The sequence below is a fragment of the Arsenicicoccus bolidensis DSM 15745 genome, assembly GCF_000426385.1.
In the GTDB taxonomy this organism is placed as follows: Bacteria; Actinomycetota; Actinomycetes; order Actinomycetales; family Dermatophilaceae; genus Arsenicicoccus; species Arsenicicoccus bolidensis.
This window is the reverse complement of the sequence record NZ_AUFG01000002.1, coordinates 58838-77945: the sequence shown is the minus strand read 5'-3', so window position 1 is coordinate 77945 and position 19108 is coordinate 58838. Positions and strand designations below refer to the sequence as shown.

Annotated in this window: 16 protein-coding genes and 1 pseudogene; 9 read left to right on the top strand and 8 right to left on the bottom strand. The window is 72.9% G+C overall.

Features of this window, described 5'->3' with window-relative positions:
- Positions 1-24: 24 nt before the first annotated feature.
- From K313_RS24350 to K313_RS0101725, 3 genes and pseudogenes are all read left to right on the top strand, one after another.
- Positions 25-501: pseudogene (locus tag K313_RS24350) on the top strand (RNA polymerase sigma factor); the annotation flags it as partial.
- A 115-nt stretch (positions 502-616) separates the two neighbouring features.
- Positions 617-1834: a hypothetical protein gene (locus tag K313_RS0101730; protein ID WP_029210167.1), complete on the top strand. Its 1218-nt coding sequence runs from the start codon at positions 617-619 to the stop codon at positions 1832-1834.
- Positions 1835-1974: 140 nt separating this feature from the next.
- Positions 1975-3687 carry an ABC-F family ATP-binding cassette domain-containing protein gene (locus K313_RS0101725; RefSeq protein WP_029210166.1) on the top strand — a complete coding sequence of 571 codons (1713 nt, stop codon included), beginning with the start codon at positions 1975-1977 and terminating at the stop codon, positions 3685-3687.
- 40 nt (positions 3688-3727) lie between these two features.
- Here the strand turns inward: K313_RS0101725 and K313_RS21915 are convergent, their stop codons facing one another.
- The 3 genes from K313_RS21915 to K313_RS0101710 form a co-directional block, all read right to left on the bottom strand.
- The gene (locus K313_RS21915) at positions 3728-4453 is read right to left on the bottom strand and encodes a maleylpyruvate isomerase family mycothiol-dependent enzyme (protein ID WP_029210165.1); all 726 of its coding nucleotides are present in this window, start codon (positions 4451-4453) and stop codon (positions 3728-3730) included.
- 79 nt (positions 4454-4532) lie between these two features.
- Positions 4533-5318 (bottom strand): VOC family protein, encoded by a 786-nt coding sequence (locus K313_RS0101715; protein WP_029210164.1) that lies wholly within the window; start codon positions 5316-5318, stop codon positions 4533-4535.
- 280 nt (positions 5319-5598) lie between these two features.
- The gene (locus K313_RS0101710; protein ID WP_029210163.1) at positions 5599-6093 is read right to left on the bottom strand and encodes a low molecular weight protein-tyrosine-phosphatase; all 495 of its coding nucleotides are present in this window, start codon (positions 6091-6093) and stop codon (positions 5599-5601) included.
- Between the two features lie 103 nt (positions 6094-6196).
- Between K313_RS0101710 and K313_RS0101705 the strand changes: the two genes are divergently transcribed.
- Positions 6197-7105 carry a hypothetical protein gene (locus K313_RS0101705; protein ID WP_156911092.1) on the top strand — a complete coding sequence of 303 codons (909 nt, stop codon included), beginning with the start codon at positions 6197-6199 and terminating at the stop codon, positions 7103-7105.
- Positions 7102-7497 (top strand): GntR family transcriptional regulator, encoded by a 396-nt coding sequence (locus K313_RS0101700; protein WP_029210161.1) that lies wholly within the window; start codon positions 7102-7104, stop codon positions 7495-7497. Before K313_RS0101705 ends, K313_RS0101700 begins: the two co-directional genes overlap by 4 nt.
- Positions 7498-7643: 146 nt before the next feature.
- Here K313_RS0101700 and cydC read toward each other — a convergent pair whose 3' ends face one another.
- From cydC to galE, 5 genes are all read right to left on the bottom strand, one after another.
- Positions 7644-9257: a thiol reductant ABC exporter subunit CydC gene (gene cydC, locus K313_RS0101695; RefSeq protein WP_029210160.1), complete on the bottom strand. Its 1614-nt coding sequence runs from the start codon at positions 9255-9257 to the stop codon at positions 7644-7646.
- Positions 9254-10945 (bottom strand): thiol reductant ABC exporter subunit CydD, encoded by a 1692-nt coding sequence (gene cydD, locus K313_RS0101690; protein WP_029210159.1) that lies wholly within the window; start codon positions 10943-10945, stop codon positions 9254-9256. The genes cydC and cydD overlap by 4 nt, the downstream gene beginning before the upstream one ends.
- 146 nt (positions 10946-11091) lie before the next feature.
- Entirely contained in the window at positions 11092-12231 is a 1140-nt protein-coding gene (cydB, locus tag K313_RS0101685) for a cytochrome d ubiquinol oxidase subunit II (RefSeq protein ID WP_029210158.1), read from the bottom strand.
- Between the two features lie 18 nt (positions 12232-12249).
- A complete protein-coding gene (locus K313_RS0101680) occupies positions 12250-13689 on the bottom strand; it encodes a cytochrome ubiquinol oxidase subunit I (protein ID WP_029210157.1) in 1440 nt (479 codons plus the stop codon).
- Between the two features lie 377 nt (positions 13690-14066).
- The gene (gene galE / locus K313_RS0101675; protein ID WP_029210156.1) at positions 14067-15083 is read right to left on the bottom strand and encodes a UDP-glucose 4-epimerase GalE; all 1017 of its coding nucleotides are present in this window, start codon (positions 15081-15083) and stop codon (positions 14067-14069) included.
- A 117-nt stretch (positions 15084-15200) separates the two neighbouring features.
- On the opposite strand from galE, the gene K313_RS0101670 reads away from it, so the two are divergent.
- From K313_RS0101670 to K313_RS0101655, 4 genes are read left to right on the top strand one after another with little or no spacing between them, the layout of a single operon-like run.
- A complete protein-coding gene (locus K313_RS0101670) occupies positions 15201-16259 on the top strand; it encodes an iron-siderophore ABC transporter substrate-binding protein (RefSeq protein WP_029210155.1) in 1059 nt (352 codons plus the stop codon).
- The gene (locus K313_RS19650) at positions 16256-17236 is read left to right on the top strand and encodes a FecCD family ABC transporter permease (RefSeq protein WP_051273958.1); all 981 of its coding nucleotides are present in this window, start codon (positions 16256-16258) and stop codon (positions 17234-17236) included. Before K313_RS0101670 ends, K313_RS19650 begins: the two co-directional genes overlap by 4 nt.
- Positions 17233-18264, top strand: coding sequence for an iron chelate uptake ABC transporter family permease subunit (locus K313_RS0101660; protein WP_051273964.1), 1032 nt, complete (start codon positions 17233-17235; stop codon positions 18262-18264). Before K313_RS19650 ends, K313_RS0101660 begins: the two co-directional genes overlap by 4 nt.
- A complete protein-coding gene (locus K313_RS0101655; protein ID WP_029210153.1) occupies positions 18264-19100 on the top strand; it encodes an ABC transporter ATP-binding protein in 837 nt (278 codons plus the stop codon). The genes K313_RS0101660 and K313_RS0101655 overlap by 1 nt, the downstream gene beginning before the upstream one ends.
- The last annotated feature ends 8 nt before the right edge of the window (positions 19101-19108 follow it).

The window sequence follows — 19108 nt, the reverse complement described above, 5'->3', positions numbered from 1 at the left end:
CCGCCGGGGGTAGGTTCATGAGCAGTGCCATGGCACACCGGTGCGTCTGCCGGACAGGAGCGGGGTGTGAGACACAGACCCAGCAGCTCGGCGGGGAGCGCGGCCCGCTTCACCGCCGCGTATGACGCCGCTTACGCGGACGTCCTCCGCTATGTCCAACGACGCGTCGTGACGGGGGCCGAGGACGTGGTCGCCGAGGCGATGACCGTCGCCTGGCGCCGGGTGGCGGACCTGCCCGAGTCGCTCGACGACGCGCGGGCCTGGATGTTCGGCATCGCCCACCACTGCCTGCTCAACCACCACCGCACCCACCGGCGGCAGGAGGCCCTGGGCGTCCGCATCGCGACGGTGGCGTCCGGCGCGGGGGACGAGCCCGACGGCGCCGACCTTGCCGTCTCGAGGCTCGACCTCGCCCGAGCGTGGGCGCTGCTCGATCCCGACGACCAGGAGGTCATCGCCCTCACCGCCCTGGACGGGCTGACGTCCGAGCACGCCGGCCGGGTGCTCGACATCAGCGCCACGGCCTACCGCCACCGCCTGTCGCGCGCTCGCGGGCGCTGCGCCGTCATCTCGACGGGGCCGCCGCCACCGCACCCATCCGTCAGGAGATCCCGTCATGACCAGCACCGATGCACAGCTCGACCGCGCCCTGCGGTCCCTCGACGTCGCCGACCGCGACCTCGGGCCGGGCCAGGCCGCGCGCAAGGACGCCCTGCTCTCGACCCTGCTCGCCGAGGGTCCGGTCAGCGACCTCGGGGGCGGTCGCCGCACCCGAGGCGGTGGTCGCCCCGAGCACGGTGGCCGCCCCGAGCACGGTGGCCGCCCCGAGCACGGTGGCCGGCGTCGCGCCGCCCGCTGGCTGATCCCGGCGGCCGCCGCGGCCGGGCTCGCCACCGTCTTCGCCGTCACCGGCGGTCCGGGCGGGGTCGGCGGGTCGACCGCCTACGCCTCGTGGAGCGCCACCCCGCAGCCCGTGGACGCCGCCACCCGCGCGACGGCCGAGCAGGCCTGCCGCGACGGCCTCCGGGGCAGCCTGTCCTCCATGTCCCAGGACGTGCCTGCCGACCAGCGACCGACCACGGACCCGGGCGCCATCCGCACCGTCGTCGCCGAGAAGCGGGGGAACTTCCTGTTCCTGGCGATGAGCGCGCCGGACGGCAGCACCCAGCAGTGCTTCTTCGGCGCGGACGACCCGTCGCAGGTGGACGGCGCGACCGGCGGCCTGGCGACGAAGGACTCCGCCGTCCCCGCCGCGCTCAGGCCGGGGCAGATCGAGTGGTGGGGCGGTGGCAGGAGCTCGGGCCCTGAGGGGACCTATGCCTTCACGACCGAACGGGTCGGCCCGGGCGTCACGGCGGTGACGATCCGCACCGCCGGCCAGAGCATCCAGGCGACGGTGACCGGCGGGAGCTTCGCCGCCTGGTGGCCCGCGGCGCAGACTCCTCCGAACGCTCCCGGCCCCGCCGAGGCCTATGACCTCACGCTCACGGACGGCCGGGTGGTCAAGGACGCCCCCAACGCCGGCGACCAGGGGCGTCAGGCTGGTCAGGGCACGCAGGTCGAGCCCGGGGCCCGCCAGGTCGCAGCCATCACGCACGGGGGCGGCGCCTCCGAGGGCGGTCCGATGTTCGTGACCGTCAGCGGGCGAGCGGGCGTCGACGTCACGGCCGTCACGGTCCACGCCGGAGGCCGGTCCGCCACGGCCACCCTGCAGAACGGTGCGTTCACGGCCGAGCTGCCCGAGGGCGCCGACACCGCCGCAGCGACCTTCGACCTCACCTTGAAGGACGGCACGGTCCTGCGAGGTCAGAAGCCCGCGGCGTCGGGTCGGTAGCAGGCCGGCGTGCGAACCCAGGTGGATGTGCCTACCTCAGGTGGTCACATCCGCCTGGCGTGCTAACCCGGGCGGACGTGACCACCTGAGGTAGGTCAAAGGGGTGGCGGGGCGACCCGGCGGGCTGCGAGGGTGGCGAGGTGGGACACGTCGACCTCAACCAGATCTCCTTCACCCTCCCCGACGGGCGGCCGTTGCTGGACGAGGTGAGCTTCCGGGTCGGCGACGGGGCGGTCGTGGCGCTGATCGGCCCCAACGGCACCGGCAAGACCACCCTGCTGCGGATCATCGCGGGGGACCTCGACCCGCACGGCGGCGCGGTGACGCGCAGCGGCGGGCTGGGCGTGATGCGGCAGTTCATCGGGTCGGTGCGTGACGACTCGACCGTCCGGGACCTCCTGGTCGGGGTCGCGCCCCAGCGAATCCGCCTGGCAGCACAGGCGGTCGATGCCGCCGAGCTGCGGATCATGGAGGTCGACGACGAGCCGACGCAGATGGCCTACGCCCAGGCGCTCGCCGACTGGGGCGACGCCGGCGGCTACGAGCACGAAACCGTCTGGGACACGGTCACGGTCGCGGCGCTGGGCGTGAGCTTCGAGCAGGCGCAGTGGCGTTCGGCGTCGACCTTGTCCGGCGGCGAGCAGAAGCGGCTGGTCCTCGAGGCCCTGCTGCGGGGCCCGGACGAGGTGCTCCTGCTCGACGAGCCCGACAACTACCTCGACGTGCCGGGCAAGCGGTGGCTCGAGCTGCGACTGCGCGAGACTGCCAAGACCGTGCTGTTCGTCAGCCACGACCGAGAGCTGTTGAGCCAGGCGGCGACTCGCGTCGTCACGCTCGAGCCCGGCGCGGCGGGAGCCAGCTCCTGGACGCACCCGGCGAGCTTCGCCACCTGGCACGAGGCCCGGGCCGAGCGCAACGCCCGCCTCGAGGAGCAGCTCAAGCGCTGGGACGAGGAGCATGCCAAGCTCCGGCAGCTCGTCCTCATGTACAAGCAGAAGGCGGCCTACAACTCGGACATGGCCGCGCGCTACCAGGCGGCGCAGACGCGACTGCGCCGCTTCGAGGACGCCGGGCCTCCCGAGAAGGTCGCCCGCGACCAGAACGTCCGCATGCGACTCACCGGCGGGCGCACCGCCAAGCGCGCCGTCATCTGCGAGCGGCTCGAGCTCCTCGCGCCGGATCCGCAGGCAGACCAGGCGGATTCGCTCATGAAGCCGTTCGACCTCGAGGTCTGGTACGGCGAGCGCGTGGCCGTCCTCGGCTCCAACGGCTCCGGCAAGTCGCACTTCCTGCGGCTGCTCGCGGCCGGCGGATCCGATCCTGACGTCGAGCACCGCCCGGTCGGCGACGCGCGACCGCCCAGGGTCCGTCATACCGGCGTCGCACGGCTCGGATCCCGGGTGCGCCCAGGGTGGTTCGCGCAGACGCACGAGCACCACGCGTATGCCGGACGCACCCTGCTCGACATCCTCCACCGAGGCGACGACCACCGTCAGGGTCGCACCCGCGACGAGGCGGCCCGCGTGCTCGACCGCTACGAGCTCGCGAGATCCTCCGAGCAGACCTTCGACTCGCTGAGCGGTGGGCAGCAGGCGCGCTTCCAGATCCTGATGCTCGAGCTGTCCGGGGCCACCTTGCTGCTGCTCGACGAGCCGACCGACAACCTCGACCTGCACTCGGCGGAGGCGCTCGAGGAGGGCCTCGCGGCGTTCGACGGCACGGTGCTCGCGGTGACGCACGACCGGTGGTTCGCGCGCGGCTTCGACCGGTTCCTGGTGTTCGGCGCGGACGGTGAGGTCTACGAGTCGGACGAGCCGGTGTGGGACGAGACGCGGGTCCGCCGCCGCCGTTGACCCGGTCGTGTGCCGCGAGGCCCCGGCACCCCGGGGTGGGTCAGGGGCAGAGCTGCTGCGCCAGGAAGCCGCGCGCCGGGGCGGCCTCGCCGTCGACGTGCAGCGCCTCCCGGCTGTTGCGACCCCACAGCGCGAGATAGAGCTCCACCGCCTCGCCGCGGATCTCGGCGACCGACTCGCCCTCCTCGCCGCGCCCCGCCGACACGACCCCGTCCGCCTCCTGCACCCACCACACCGATCCCGTGTCGGTGGCGCGGATCTGCAGCGGCAGGGGCAGCGCGGTCTGCGGGTCCTCGATCCGGCGCGGCACGAAGAGGTGCAGCAGCTCGTCGATCCCGTCGTCGGCGACGTGGTCGCTGATCTCGGCCTCGATGCCGTGGGCGCGCGCCAGGTCGACCCAGTGGATCGTCGTCTCGTGCAGCTGCCGCCGGATCCAGAATCCCACCGTGCGGTCGTCGCGGTCGAAGGTCCAGCACCCGGCGGCGGGGTCGGCCTCGCGCAGCCGGTCCAGCATGCGGCGGCCGCAGTCGGCATACCACTCGCCCAGGGTCAGGTCTCCCTGCTCCCGCTCGCCCATCGATGGGCGCTCGGTGCCGCGGGTGGCCTCGACGGTCCAGAGATAGACCCGGCCCAGGTGGTCGACGACGTCCTCGACCGTCCACCCGGGACAGGTGGGGCACTCGACCTCGGCGGCCAGGTTGGTCCCGTTGGCCGAGATGGCATCGACGGCGGCCGTGAGGGCCGTGAGGCGCTGCGCTGCATCCATGGCCCTGACCCTAGTCAGTTCGCGCCGGACCTGCCGCCGGTCGACCGGACTTTCCTGCCTGGACGGGTTCGGTCGGGGGTCAGTCCTCGTCGACGTGGTCCGGGCGGATGACGCTGAACACCTCGCCCTGCGGGCCCTCGAGCACGGCCAGCTGCCCGAACGGCCCGTCGACCACGTCCATCAGCACCCGCCCGCCGAGCCGCTGGACGGCCGAGACGGTGGCGGCGGGCACGTCGCTCATGAAGTAGGTCATCCAGTGGGGGCGGAACTGGTCGCCGTACTCGTCGCCGATGCGCCCCAGCCCGCACACCAGCCGCTCGTCGGCGGTCACCACCTGCGCGTAGGCGAAGGACCCGTCGTCCTCCTCGATCACCTCGTAGGAGTGGCCGAAGACCTCGCCGTAGAAGCCCATCGCCTCCTCGTGGTCGCGCACCATCAGCTCGTTCCACACCAGGGACCCGTGCTCGTTGTAGCGCTCGGCCCCGACGAGGCCGCCCGCCTGCCACAGCCCGTGGTGGGCGCCGGCGGGGTCGACCAGGAGGGCGATCCGCGCCTGGCCCGGGATGTCGGTCGGGGCGAGGAGCTGCTCGGCACCGTGCTCCCGCTCGAGGGCGGCGACGCGGTCGGTGTCGTCGACGGCGAGGTAGGTCGTCCACACCGCGGGCCACGGCGCGGTCGGCGGCTTGGGCCCGATCCCCGCGACCCGCCTGCCGTCACGCAGCGCGAGCAGGTAGCCGTCGTGCCCCTCCTCGATCTCCCACCCGAAGAGCGTCGCGTAGGTCCGCGCCGCCGCCCTCGGGTCGTCGCACATCAGGTCCGGCCAGCAGGGCGTGCCGAGCGGCCAGGGGGTCTCGCGGACGGACATGGGTGCTCCTCGGCAGTCTGGCTGGTCCAGTTGTTCTGGCGGTCTGGTCTGACGGGTGGCCGGGCGGGTCGGTCGGTGGCGACGGGGTCCAGTCCAGCAGAGCGGGTGCGGCTTGTCAGGCAGATCGAGCCCGTATGACGCCGCGCGCCGCCGCACCGAGGGGTCGCATAGTCGCGCGACACGCCGTGATTCCCGGCATCTGCGACCCCTCGGCGTCCGGCGAGTGGGCGTCCGGCGCCGTTGCCGCCCGGCGAGTGCGCGACCGGTGCCGGCCCGCGGCTCAGGCGTCGAGCTGCTCGCGCACGTGCTCCACGACGCCGCGCATCGCCGCCTCGACCTCGTCCCGGCACCGGTCGAAGTCCGCCGCGTCGCCGTAGTACGGGTCGTCGACCTCCAGCGTCCCCGCCGCCACGGCGTCGTCGTCGAACTCCCGCATCAACCGGACCTTGTCGCGGTCCTGCTCGGTCGGGGCGTGCCGCTGCAGCTCGCGCTCGTGCCCGCGGTCGGCGACGAGGACGAGGTCGCGGTCGGCATACCAGGCGTGCTGCCACTGGCGAGCGCGGTGGGCGGAGCCGTCATACCCGCCGCTGGTCAGCGAGGTGAGGGTGCGCGGGTCGGCGCCGTCACCCTCGTGCCAGCCGCCGGTGCCGGCCGAGTCGACCTCGACACGGTCACCCAGCCCGGCCTCGTCGAGCAGGTGGCGCAGGATCACCTCGCCCATGGGGGAGCGGCAGATGTTGCCCGAGCAGATGACGCAGATGCGGTAGTCGGCCATGCCTGCCAGTATCTCGCGGTTGTTTGTGCTTCCCTATTGACACAAAGACGTGGCAGGCGCACAGTTCGTTGTGTCAAACATCTGGCACAAGCAGGAGGTCGTCATGCTGGCTCTCTATCCCTTGTTCGTCGTGGTCGTCGTGCTGGCCGGCGCCTGCCTCGTGGCCGCGCTGGTCCTCAGCCTCGGCGGGCGCCCGGTGGTCGTCGACGACCATCTCGGACGTCTCCTGCGTGCTCAGGCTCTCGTCCGACGTTCTCGCCTCCTGGCCGTCCTGCTCGGGCTGCTGGCGGTGGTGGGGCTCGCCGCCACGGGCCGCGGTCGGCTGATCGCGACGGCACCGGTGGCCGGGGTGGTCGTCGGCCTGCTCACCCTGGTCCTCGGTCAGCTCTCCATCGGCCGTATGGCGACCGGCCCCGCCGCGGGGCTCGAGCACCGGCGGGTGAGGGACTACGTGCCGCGCGGCCAGGCGGTGGTGTCCGGGATCCTGGCGCTCGCCCTGCTGGCGGCCGTGATCATCGGCCTGCGCCTGCAGGGGGCCGACGGGCGGCAGCTGACCTATGCCTGCACGACGCCCGAGGGCTGGGCCGCGAGCGGGGGCTCGAGCCCGTGGTTCGGCTCGTTCTACCTCGCCCCGGCGCTGCTGGTCTGGCTCGTCGGTCTCGCCGCCACGGCCTGGGGTCTGCGCCTCGTCGCGGGGCGTCCGCGTGACGGCAGCGACGCCGACCTGGTGCGGGCGGACGACGCGCTGCGACGGTGGTCGTCCGGGGCGCTGGTCGCGGGCGCCGGGCTGGCCTCGGGGGCGCTCGCGGTGCCGGCCCTGCTGATCGCCTGGATGCGTCTGGCCCACGCCGGGGACGGGATGTGCGCGACCAACCCCTTCGGCGCATCCGGGACCGTCGTCGGTGCCGTCGCCGCGGTCGTGGGTGTGCTGACCCTGTGGAGCCTCGTGAGGGTCCTTGCCCCGCACCGGGACTCGCTGGTGGCGCGCCCTGCCACCGAGGTGTCGGCATGAGCGTGGGTCTGCGGGTCGACGCGGCCGACCCCACGCCGCCCTACGAGCAGCTGCGGCGTCAGGTGCTGGTGCACGTGGCGAGCGGCGTCGTGACCGAGGGGGCCCGGATGCCGCCCGTGCGGCAGCTGGCCGCCGACCTCGGGGTGGCGGCCGGGACGGTGGCGCGGACCTACAAGGAGCTGGAGGCGTCCGGGATCGTGCGGACGGCCCGCCGCGCCGGGACGACGGTCGCTGCCGGTGCCGCAGAGCTCGCCCGCTCGTCGCTGGTGGTGGCCGACTCGGGGCCCGGGCTGGACGAGCTGGCGCTGGGTTTCGTCGCCACGGCGCGCGCCGCGGGTGCGGACGACGGGGTTATCGAGGCGGCCGTGCGGTCCGCCCTCGCGCGCCCCTGACCTCCCACCCGCACCCCCGCACAATGACCCAGATCGTGAGGGTTCCTTCCAGCATTCTTGGACGAGACGCTCACGATCGTGGCGGGGGCGGGGGCAGGGTCGGGGGACGTGCGCGGGGGGACGTGCGCGGGGGGACGTGCGCGGGATCAACCGAGTCGGAGCTCGCGCCCGAACCCCGCCACGGCGTCCTCGCGGTGGCTCACCATCACCAGCGTCCGGCCCTCGCGCGCGGCGAGCAGGTCGTCGAGCACCTCGTTGGCGGTGGCGTGGTCGAGGTGGGCGACGGGCTCGTCGAGCAGCATCACCGGCCGCCCCGACAGGATCGCGCGAGCCAGCCCTAGGCGGGCGCGTTCACCGCCGGAGACGCCGCGGTGGCCCGTGCCGAGCATCGTGTCGAGCCCCTCGGGCAGCCCGCGCAGCCACCCGCCGAGCCCGCCGCGCTCCAAGGCCGCGGTCACCTCGTCGTCCGTGGCGGACGGGCGGGCGAGACGAAGGTTCTCGCGCACGGTCGACGCAAAGACGTGCGGCTCGTCGTCCAGCACTGCGGCCCGGGCGCGCAGCGACTCGACGGACGCGGACCGGCTGTCGAGGCCGTCGAGGCGATAACTCCCCGACGCCGGGTCGAGGTGGGTCGCGAGCACCGCGAGCAGCGTGGACTTGCCGGCGCCGTTGGGGCCGGTGATCACCACGGACTCGCCGGGCTCGATGGCGGCGGTGACGGGTCCGACGGCGTCGCGGTCCGCCGTCCAGCGCGCCGTGACCTCGTCGAGAGCCAACCGCGGGGGTATGCCGGAATCCCCTGGCGCCTCGACGGATCCGTGCACTCCGAGGGGCGGGTCCTGGGCGAGGAGGCGGTCGAGCCGGACCCGGCTCCCCTCGGCGCGGGCCCAGGCGCCCATGGCGTCCGGCACCGGCGTGAACGCATCGGCCGCCGCCACGGGGGTCAGCACGAGCAGGGCCGCGATGGCGTCGTTGAACCCGCCCGCCACCAGCCCGTGTGCGTGCACCGCCATCGCGACCGTGCCTGCGCCGCAAGCGATCCCGGTGAGCGCCATGCCGAGGGCTCGTCCCCGCGCCCGCCGGGCGTTGGCCGCAGCCAGCCGGGCCTGCGCGGCCTGGATCCACACGCCCGACGCGGAGGTCGCCCCGATCGCCTGCAGCTCCAGGGCGTTGGCGGTGACGAGGCCGGCGACGCGGGACACCTCGGCCCGGGCGTCCAGCCAGTCTCGTTGCGCCGCGCGCTCGCTCGCGAGGACGAGCCAGGCGACGAGCCCGCAGGCCACGAGCATGGCGGCGACGATCACCGCCCCGACATAGCTGAACAGCGCCGTCGCCAGCACCGTCAGCAGCCCCGCCACGAGGGACCCGAGGACGGGGACGACGACGCGGATCTCGGCATACACCCGGTCCTCGAGGTCGTCGACGGCGCCGCCCAGCACCTCGCTGCGGGACCGCCGTCCGAGCCGGGCGGGGGTGAGGGGCACGAGGGCGTCATACGCCGCGACCCGCTGGTCCGCCAGGTCACCGAGCGCGGCGTCGTGCGACCGCACCCGCTCCCAGTAGCGGAACGCCGGCCTGGCCATGCCGAACGCCCGCACCGCCACGATCGCCGCCATCAGCGTGAGGATCTGCGGCCGGTGCGAGGCGGCGACGATCAGCCACCCGGAGGTCGTCGTGAGCGCGATCCCGCTGGCCGTGGCCAGACCGCCGATCAGCGCGGAGCCCCGGATGCCCGGGGGCGTTCGCCATACCGAGCTCATCGCGCGACCTCCTGGACGACGGGGGAGAGGGTGACGAGGTGGTCGGCGTGCTCGACCAGGCTGGCGCGGTGCGTGACGACGATGACCGCCCGGTCGCGCGCGAGCGAGCGCACGACGTCGTCGACGAGCGCGGTGGACGCGGGGTCGAGGTGCGCTGTGGGCTCGTCGAGGGCCACGAGCGGCGCCGTCGACAGCAGGGCCCGCGCCATCCCGAGGCGCGCCCGCTGGCCCGCCGACAGCCCGAACCCGTCGTCCCCGAGCGGCGTGCCGAGCCCGTCCGGCAGCCCCCGGACCAGGTCCTCGAGCCCGACCTGCCGCAGCACCGACCAGAGCCGGTCGTCGTCCGCCTCGTCGGCGAGGGTGAGGTTGGCCCGGATGGAGCCGGCGGTCAGGAAGGGGCGCTGCGTCACCAGGTGCGACGGGACGAGGGATGCTGTGCCCGTGGTGGGTTCGCGCAGCCCGCAGAGGAGCTCGAGGGCGGTGGTCTTGCCCGTTCCCGACGGCCCGGTGATCACCGTCAGGCCCGGCGCCGCGGTGAGGGTGAGGTCGTGCAGGACGTCGCGCGTGGCCCCGGGATAGCGATAGGTCACGCCCTCCAGCCGGGCGACCCCCGTGTCGTGACGTGACCGCTCGGCGGGCTGCTCTCGTCGACTGGTCAGTTCTGGACGGGGTGTCGTGTCGGGAAGTGACCGCTCGGCGGTGGTGGGGGTGTCGGTAACTGACCGGTCGGCGGGGGTGGGGGTGGGGGTGGGAGTGGGGGACGTCGCCGTGAGGATGTCGTCGAGCGCCTGCGCCCCGTCCGCGGCCGAGTGGAACTCCTGACCCACGCGCCGGATCGGCCAGTACGCCTCGGGCGCCAGCAGGATCGCCGCCAGCCCCGTGCCGAGACCGATGTCGCCCCAGGTCAGGCGGATGCCGACCGCGACCGCCACCAGCGCCACCGAGATGGTGGCGAGCAGCTCGAGGGCCGCTGACGACAGGAAGGCCAGCTTGAGCGTCGCCACGGTCGCGGTCCGGTGCCGCTGCGACACCTCGCGGATCGTGGCGCTCTGCCGGCTCGCCCGGCCGTAGGCCGACAGCGTCGGCAGCCCCCGCATCATGTCCACGAAGTGCCCGGCGAGGGTGGCCAGGGCCCGCCACCGCTTGTCGGACGCGTCGGCGGTCGCCTTGCCGATCAGCGCGGCGAACAGCGGCAGCAGCGGCAGCGTCAGCACGACGATGAGCGCCGACCACAGGTCCACGAAGGCCAGCGTCACGACCGCCAGCACCGGCAGCACGGCGGCGGCCACGAGCGCGGGCAGGTAGCGCGCGACATACGTCTCGACGCTGGTGGTGCCCTGCGCGGCCAGGGTCTGGGCGGTGGCGGGATCCGGTCGCTGGTCGGCGGACCGGCCGAGCCAGGTGCGCAGCAGCAGGGTCCGCAGGCCCGCGCTGACCTCGGTCCCGGCCCAGGAGGACACGAGCTCGGTGGCGCCGGTGAGCAGGGCGCGGACCACGAGCACGGCGGCCAGGAGCCAGAGGGGTCCCCACAGGGCCGTATGCCGTGCCACCGCCACCACGACCGCCGCCACCGCGAAGGTCTGCACGATGGCCGCGACGCCCTGAGCCACCCCGATCGCGCCGAGGGCCAGGACGGGTCGTCGGGCACCGGGCAGCAGCCGCAGCAGGCGGGGGTCGAAGGGCTTCACGCGGGGGAGCTCCTCGTCGTCGGTGTCATCGGTGTCGCAGGGTCGTCGTCGTCACAGGGTCGCTCACCTCCCTCCACAAAGATCGTGAGGGTTTCCTCCAACATCGTTGGACGAAACCCTCACGATCCTGGGAGGTCCGGGCGGACTCAGCGGTCGCGGTGCTCGCCCCCGGCGACGTGGTCGTCCCCGGTGGTGCGCGTCCCGCCCGCAGCCGGCGCAGCCGCCGTCGCCGCTGCCTGCGCCTCCAGCTCGCCCACCTCGCGCGGCTCGTGCGCCGGCGGGATGTGGTGGGTGGAGATGCGCTTGCGGAAGATCCAGTAGGTCCACGCGGTGTAGGCCAGCACGATCGGCGTGAAGACCAGGGCGGCGCCCGTCATGATCGTGAGCGTCAGGTCGGTGCTGGCGGCGTTCTCGTGGGTGAGGCTCCAGGCCGGGTTGGTCGAGGAGGGCATCACGTCGGGGAACAGCGCGGCGAACAGCGCCCACACGGCCAGCGCGATCGCGGCGGCGGTGCCGGTGAAGGCCACCCCGTCACGGCCGAGGCGGGTCATGAGCAGGCCGACGACGAGCGCCACGGCGGCGAGGACCGCGAGGATCCAGGAGGCGGCGTTGCCGGTCAGCATCATGACCCAGACGAGGAACACGACGGCGACGACGGCCGCGGCGATCCCGGACTTCCAGGCGAAGGCCCGCGCCTCGTCACGGATCTCGCCGCTCGTCTTGAGCGCGACGAAGACGGCGCCGTGGGTGAGGGAGAGCAGCAGCGTGGTCACGCCGCCGAGCAGGCCGAGCGGGTTGAGCAGGGTGAACAGGGTGCCCGTGAACTCCTTGTCGGCGTTGATCGGGACGCCCGCCACGATGTTGGCGAACGCGACGCCCCACAGCAGCGCCGGCAGGAACGAGCCGATGATGATGCACAGGTCCCAGTTGCGGCGCCACGTGTCGTCGTCGCGCTTGTGCCGGTACTCGAAGCCCATGTTGCGGATGATCAGGGCGACGAGGATGAGCAGCAGCGGCAGGTAGAACCCGGAGAAGAGGGTGGCGTACCAGTGCGGGAAGGCCGCGAAGGTCGCGCCGCCCGCGGTGAGGACCCACACCTCGTTGCCATCCCAGTGGGGGCCGATGGTGTTGAGCAGGACGCGGCGTCGGTTGTCGGTGTCGAGCTCGTCGCGGCCCTTGCCGAGGATCGGGAGGAGCATGCCGACGCCGAAGTCGAAGCCCTCGAGGACGAAGTAGCCGGTCCACAGGACGGCGATGAGGATGAACCAGATGACGGTGAGTTCCATGGTGTCTCTCCAACGACCTCAGTAGGCGAAGACGAGGGGCTTGTCCTCGCCTGCGTCGGCGGGTGAGGACTCGTCGACCGGCTCGGCCCCGACTCGGGTGTACTTCAGGAAGAGCTTGACCTCGACGACCATCAGCGCGGCATACAGCAGGGTGTAGACGGCCATCGAGACCAGGACGGACCAGGCCGGCACGGACGGGCTGACACCGTTGGCGGTCGTCATCTCGCCGAAGACGATCCACGGCTGGCGGCCGACCTCGGTGAAGATCCAGCCGAACGAGATCGCGAAGACCGGCAGCAGCGGGCTCCAGATCACGACGTGCTTCCACCAGCGGGCGCTCGGCGGGGTCTTGCCCTTGCGCGTCACCCACAGCGCCAGCGCCGACAGCGCCATCGACACGAACCCGACGCCCATCATCAGGCGGAAGGTCCAGTAGGTCGTCGGGATGTTGGGGACGTAGTTGGTGGCCTGGTCCGCGGTGCGCGGGTTGCCGGCGTACTTCTGCTGGTAGTCGGCCTGCACGTCGCGGATGCCCTTGACCTCGCCGCCGAAGGAACCGGTGCCGAGGAAGCTCAGCAGACCGGGGACCTCGATGATGCGGGTGGCGTCCTGGCCGTCGAGCGAGCCGATCGTCAGGATCGAGAAGGGCGCGGACTTCTCGGTGCGGTAGAGCCCTTCGGCCGCAGCCATCTTCATGGGCTGGACCTCGGTCATGACCTTGCCCTGGAGGTCGCCGGTGACGACGACGCCGAGCGAGGCGACCAGGGAGACGATCGCGCCGACGCGGACGGCCTTGCGGTACATCTCGCGGTCACGGTCGGCGATCGGGCCCTTGCGCAGCCAGTGCCACAGCGCCACGCCGACGACGACGGCGCCGCCGGTCATGTAGGAGCTGAGGATGACGTGCGGGAAGGTCACGAGCTGGACCTTGTTGACCAGCACCGCGACGAAGTCGGCCATCTCGGCGCGACCGGACTCGGGGTTGAACCGGTAGCCGACGGGGTTCTGCATGAACGAGTTCGCGGCGAGGATGAAGTACGCCGACAGCACGGTGCCGATGTGCACGATCCACATGGTCCACGCGTGCAGCTTCTCGGGGATCCGGCCCCAGCCGAAGATCCACAGGCCGAGGAAGGTCGACTCAAGGAAGAACGCCAGCAGCGCCTCGAACGCCAGCGGGGCGCCGAAGATGTCGCCGACGAACCGCGAGTAGTCCGACCAGTTCATCCCGAACTGGAACTCCTGGACGATGCCGGTGACGAGACCGAGGGCGAAGTTGATGGTGAACAGCTTGCCCAGCCACTTGGTGAGCCGGAGGTACTCCGGCTTGCGGGTGCGCACCCAGGCGCTGTGGTAGCCGGCGACGATCGCCGACAGGCCGATGGTGATCGGCACGAAGAGGAAGTGATAGACGGTGGTGATGGCGAACTGCCATCGCGCAAGGTCCAGGTTGTCCATGACATCTCCGGAGGTCAGACCTTTGGTTACCCGTCGAGCCTACTCAGGCTGGGTAGCCCCCCGGACCCGGCTGAGGGTTTGCAACCCGCCCGTGACCTGCGGTTTTTGACAACACGGGCGTTGTGCAAATCGATGCGGAGCTCGTATGCCGGTCCGCCCGTGAGGTATTCGCGGCACCGCCATCCCCAACGACCCAGGGCCTCCGGGGCCGCTTGTGACAGAGTTCACAAGCGCCGGCAGGTATGCCGGTCCCGCACCGTCTCGCTAGCCGCGCGGGCTCGCGACAGAGTGGTCACGAACCCGACGTCAGGGGGTCGCAGACGTCGACTCTGCGACCACTCTGCGGCGCACGCCTCGGCACGCGCCGGAGAGACCGGTCAGCTGGGGTAGCCCTCGGGGTTGCCGGACTGCCAGCGCCAGGTGTCGGCGCACATGTCGTCGACGGTCCGGGTGGCCTGCCACCCGAGCTCGCGGTTGGCGCGAGAGGGGTCGGCATACGAGGCTGCGATGTCGCCCGGACGGCGCGGGGCGACCTGGTAGGGGAGGTCGCGGCCGACGGCGCGGCTGAAGGCCGCGAGCATCTCCTTGACCGAGGTGCCGTGGCCGGTGCCGAGGTTCCAGGTGGAGACGGCGTCGTCGACCTGGCCGAGGCGGTTGAGGGCGGCGACGTGGCCGGCGGCGAGGTCCTCCACGTGGATGTAGTCGCGCAGGCCGGTGCCGTCGGGGGTGTCGTAGTCATCGCCGAAGATGTTGAGGTGCTCGCGGCGGCCCACGGCGACCTGCGCGATGAACGGCACGAGGTTGTTGGGGATGCCCTGCGGGTCCTCGCCGATCGTGCCCGACGGGTGGGCGCCCACGGGGTTGAAGTAGCGCAGCAGCGCGATCCGCATCTCGGGGTCGGCCACGGCGACGTCGCGCAGGATCTGCTCGATCATCACCTTGGTCCAGCCGTAGGGGTTGGTGGCGGAGGTGGGGAAGTCCTCCTTCATCGGGACGGGCGCGTCCTCGCCGTACACCGTTGCGCTGGAGGAGAACACGAGCTTCTTGACGCCGTGGCGCTGCATCGCGCGCACGAGGGAGAAGGTCGAGTCGAGGTTGTTCTCGTAGTACTCGAGCGGCTTCTCGACGGACTCGCCGACGGCCTTGAACCCCGCGAAGTGGATGACCGCGTCGAACTGCTCGGTGGCGAACAGGTGCTCGGTCTTGTCGCGGTCGGTCAGGTCGAAGCCGTGGACCTCGATCGGCTGCCCCGCGAGGGCCTCGAGCCGGGCCATCACGGACGGCTTGGCGTTGGAGAAGTTGTCGACCACGACCACGTCGTGACCGGCGGCAAGGACCTGGAGGGTGGTGTGCGAGCCGATGTAGCCGGCGCCACCGCTGACGAGAACGCGCATGCTCCCCACCCTAGGGGTCCGGCCTACGAGCGCGCTGTGGGACGGGTCGCACGCCGCCGAGCGATAGGGCTAAGGTTTGCCTAACTTAGGCAAGCCTTACCGACGATTGGACCTCTCGTGCCCCTGACCCGCCGTTCCCTGCTGGTGCTCACCTCCGCGACGCTCGCCCTCGCCGCCTGCGGCGCGGGCTCGTCTGGGTCAACGTCCGGGGGCAACGCGGCCACGTCCGCGACCGCGTCCCCAGGGTCCCAGGGCAGCGCCGCCGAGCAGGGCGCCTTCCCGGTGACCATCAAGCACGCCTTCGGCGAGACCACGATCAGCAAGGAGCCGACCAGGGTCGCGACCGTGGGCTGGGTCGACCAGGACATGGCGGTCTCGCTCGGGGTGGTGCCGGTGGGCGCGACCGCGATGACGTGGGGCGGCAATGCCGGCAAGTCCACCGACTGGTTCGACGCGGCCGTGGCCAGGCTCGGCGGCAAGACCCCCACGCGCTACGACGACACCGACGGCATCCCCGTCACCGAGATCGCCAAGCTCGCGCCCGACGTCATCCTGGCCACCAGCTCCGGCCTGACCAAGGCGGACTACGACAAGCTGTCCAAGATCGCGCCGGTCGTCGCCCAGCCGGGTGCGCCGTGGGTGACGCCGTGGACGACCTCGCTGGAGACGGTCGGCAAGGCCCTCGGCCGCCCCACCAAGGCCACCGCCGTCCGCGCGCAGACCGACAAGGTCGTCGCGGACGCCAAGGCGGCTCACCCCGAGCTCGCCGGCAAGACCATGGTCTTCGCCTACCTCACCACGACCGACCTGTCGCAGATCGGCATCTACGGCAAGGAGGACAACCGGGTCCGCGCCCTGGAGGCCTTCGGCCTCAGGAGCGCGCCGATCGTCGGCACCGCCGTCAAGCCCGGCCAGTTCTACGGCAACGTCTCAGCCGAGCAGGCCTCGACGATCCAGTCCGACGTGCTCCTCACGTATGCCGACAAGCCCGCCGACATCGCGTCGTTCAAGGCCAACCCGCTGATCGGCCAGATCCCGGCGCTGAAGTCGGGGCACGCCTACGCCGAGGTGGACAAGCAGATCGGCCTGTCGGTCACCAACCCCAGCCCGCTGTCGATGCCGTTCATCATCGACAAGTACCTCCCCGGCGTGGTCAAGGCCGTCAAGGGCGCATGAGCCGGGCCGTCCCCGCGCCGGCCGCCGTCCGGGCCCTCTCACCGCTGCTGGTCCTGCTGGTCGCGCTCGCCGCGTCGCTGCTCGTCGGCTCGCGGGCGGTCGCGCCCAGCGCCCTGCTCGACCCCGCCGACCCGCTGTACGCGATCGCGATGGCGCGCGTCGACCGGACGGTGCTGGCGGTCGTCGTGGGCGCGGCGCTCGGGCTCTCGGGGGCCTGCTTCCAGGGGCTGACGCGCAACCCCCTGGCGGACCCCGGGATCCTCGGGGTGTCCGCCGGGGCGTCGCTCGCGATGGTGGTGGCGATCAGCATCGGCGGCCTGTCCGCGCCGCTGGCGCACGTGGGCGCCGCGTTCGTGGGGGCAGCGGTCGCCGCGATCGTCGTGCACCTGCTGGCGGCGGTGTCGCGCGGGGGCCTGCGGCCGGGCTCGGTCACCATCGCCGGCGCGGCCGTGACCGCCGCGCTCACCTCGGTGTCGACGGCCCTGCTGCTGGGGGACCACGGCACGCTGCAGGCGTTCCGCTTCTGGCAGGTGGGGACCATCGGTGGGCGCGACCTCGCTCTGCTCGCCGCCGTCGGTCCCGTGCTGGTCGTGGGGGCGGTGCTGTCGCTGGTCCTCGCTCGGCGGCTCGACGCGCTGGCGCTCGGTGACGACGTCGCCGCGGCCCTCGGCACCCACCCCACCCGCACCCGCTGGGCCGTGGGTGCGGTCGCCGTGCTGCTGGCCGCCGGCGCCACCGCCCTCGCCGGGCCCGTGGGCTTCGTCGGGCTGCTGGTCCCGCACGCCGCCCGGTCCGTCGTCGGTCCGGCCCACGGTCGCGTGCTGCCGCTCAGCGCCGTGCTGGGGGCGGCGCTGGTGGCCGCCGCCGACACCGTGGGACGCGTGGTGCTGCCGCCGTCGGAGGTGCAGGTCGGGATCATGACGGCGATGGTCGGCCTGCCCGGTTTCGTGTGGGCCGTGCGACGGGGGCGGCTGTGAGCACCCTCGCCGTGCGGGAGCCCGCGACCCGCGACGCGCGGCGTTCGCTGAGCCGGCGCACCCACCACCGCGTTCTCCTCGTCGTCCTCGCGGTCCTCGCGCTCGGCCTGGCCGTCGCGCGAGCCCTGCTGGGGGACCTGGTGATCCCCGTCGTCGACGCCGTCGCGATCCTGCGGGGCGAGGTCATCCCGGGGGCGAGCTTCATCCTGATGGAGAGCAGCCTGCCCCGGGCCGTCCTAGGCCTGCTCGCCGGTGCTGCGTTCGGCGCGGCCGGCGCGACCTTCCAGACCGTCCTGCGCAACCCGCTGGCCAGCCCCGACATCGTCGGCGTCGGCATGGGCGCCTCGGCCGCCGCGGTCGTCGGCATCGTGGTGCTCGGCCTCAGCGGGCCGACGCTGTCTCTCCTGGCCGTGGCGGGGGCCTTGGTCGTGGCCGTCCTCGTGCGGGTCGTCGCGCAGTCCACCGGCGAGCGCCTCGTCCTGGTCGGCGTCGGCGTCTCGTCGGTGCTGGCCTCGGTCGTCCACTACCTCTTCACCCGCGCCGACGAGTTCGACACCCAGCTCGTGCTCCGGTGGTTGACCGGCAGCCTCGGCCAGGCGGACTGGACGACGATCCGGTGGCTGGCCGTGACGTCGGTCGCGGCATACCTGCTGCTCTGGGTCGCGAGCCGGGACCTGCCCGCGCTGCAGCTCGGCGACGACCTCGCGCTCGGGCTCGGGGGACGGCGCCACGCCGCGGACCTGCTCCTCGCCGTCGGCGTCGTCGTGCTTGCGCTCGCGGTGGCGGCGGTGGGGCCGATGGCCTTCGTGGCGTTCATGGCCGGGCCCATCGCCCGGGCTCTGGACCGCGGTCGCCCGACGATCGTCGGCGCGGCCCTCGTCGGCGCGGTCGTGGTGGTCGCCGCGGACCTGATCGGCGGCCACGTGATCCCCGACGTCCACCTGCCCGCCGGCGTGGTCACCGGCGTCACCGGCGCCCCCGTGCTGCTCTGGCTGATGACCCGCGGCCGTACCGAAGGAACCCTCTGATGACCCGACTGGCCACCCGCGACCTGACCCTCGGCTACGGCGGGGAGCCGGTCGTCCGCGACCTCACCCTCGAGATCCCGGACGGTCGCGTGACCGTCGTCGTCGGCCCCAACGCCTGCGGCAAGTCGACGCTGCTGCGCGGTCTCGCTCGCCTGCTGCGGCCGCTCTCCGGAGCCGTGCTGCTCGACGGACGCCCCATCCACGAGCAGCCCACCCGGACCGTCGCCCGCACCCTCGGCCTGCTGCCCCAGCACCCCGTCGCGCCCGAGGGGGTCACCGTCGCCGAGCTCGTCGGCCGCGGCCGGCACCCCCACCAGGGGCTGTGGCGGCGCAGCTCGGCGCACGACGCCGAGGCCGTCGAGCGGGCCCTGGCGGAGACGGGCACCAGCTCGCTCGCCGACGCCCCGGTCGCCGAGCTGTCCGGTGGCCAGCGTCAGCGCGTGTGGATCGCCATGGCCCTCGCGCAGGAGACCGACCTGCTGCTGCTCGACGAGCCGACGACCTATCTCGACCTCACCCACCAGATCGAGATGCTCGACCTGGTCGCCGCCCTCAACGCCGAGCGGGCCACCACGGTCGTCATGGTGCTGCACGACCTCGGCCTGGCGGCGCGGTATGCCGACCACCTCGTCGCCATGCGGGCCGGCGTCGTCGCGGCGCAGGGCGCACCCGCCGACGTGCTCACCGAGGAGATGGTGCGCGAGGTGTTCGCCCTCGACGCGAGCGTGATCCCCGACCCCGAGTCCGGGACCCCGCTCGTGGTGCCCCGCTGCTCGCCCCACCGCCCGGGACTCGCGGAGGCCGGCGATCGCGGCGGGCGTCATACGGCAGGTTGACCGGATCG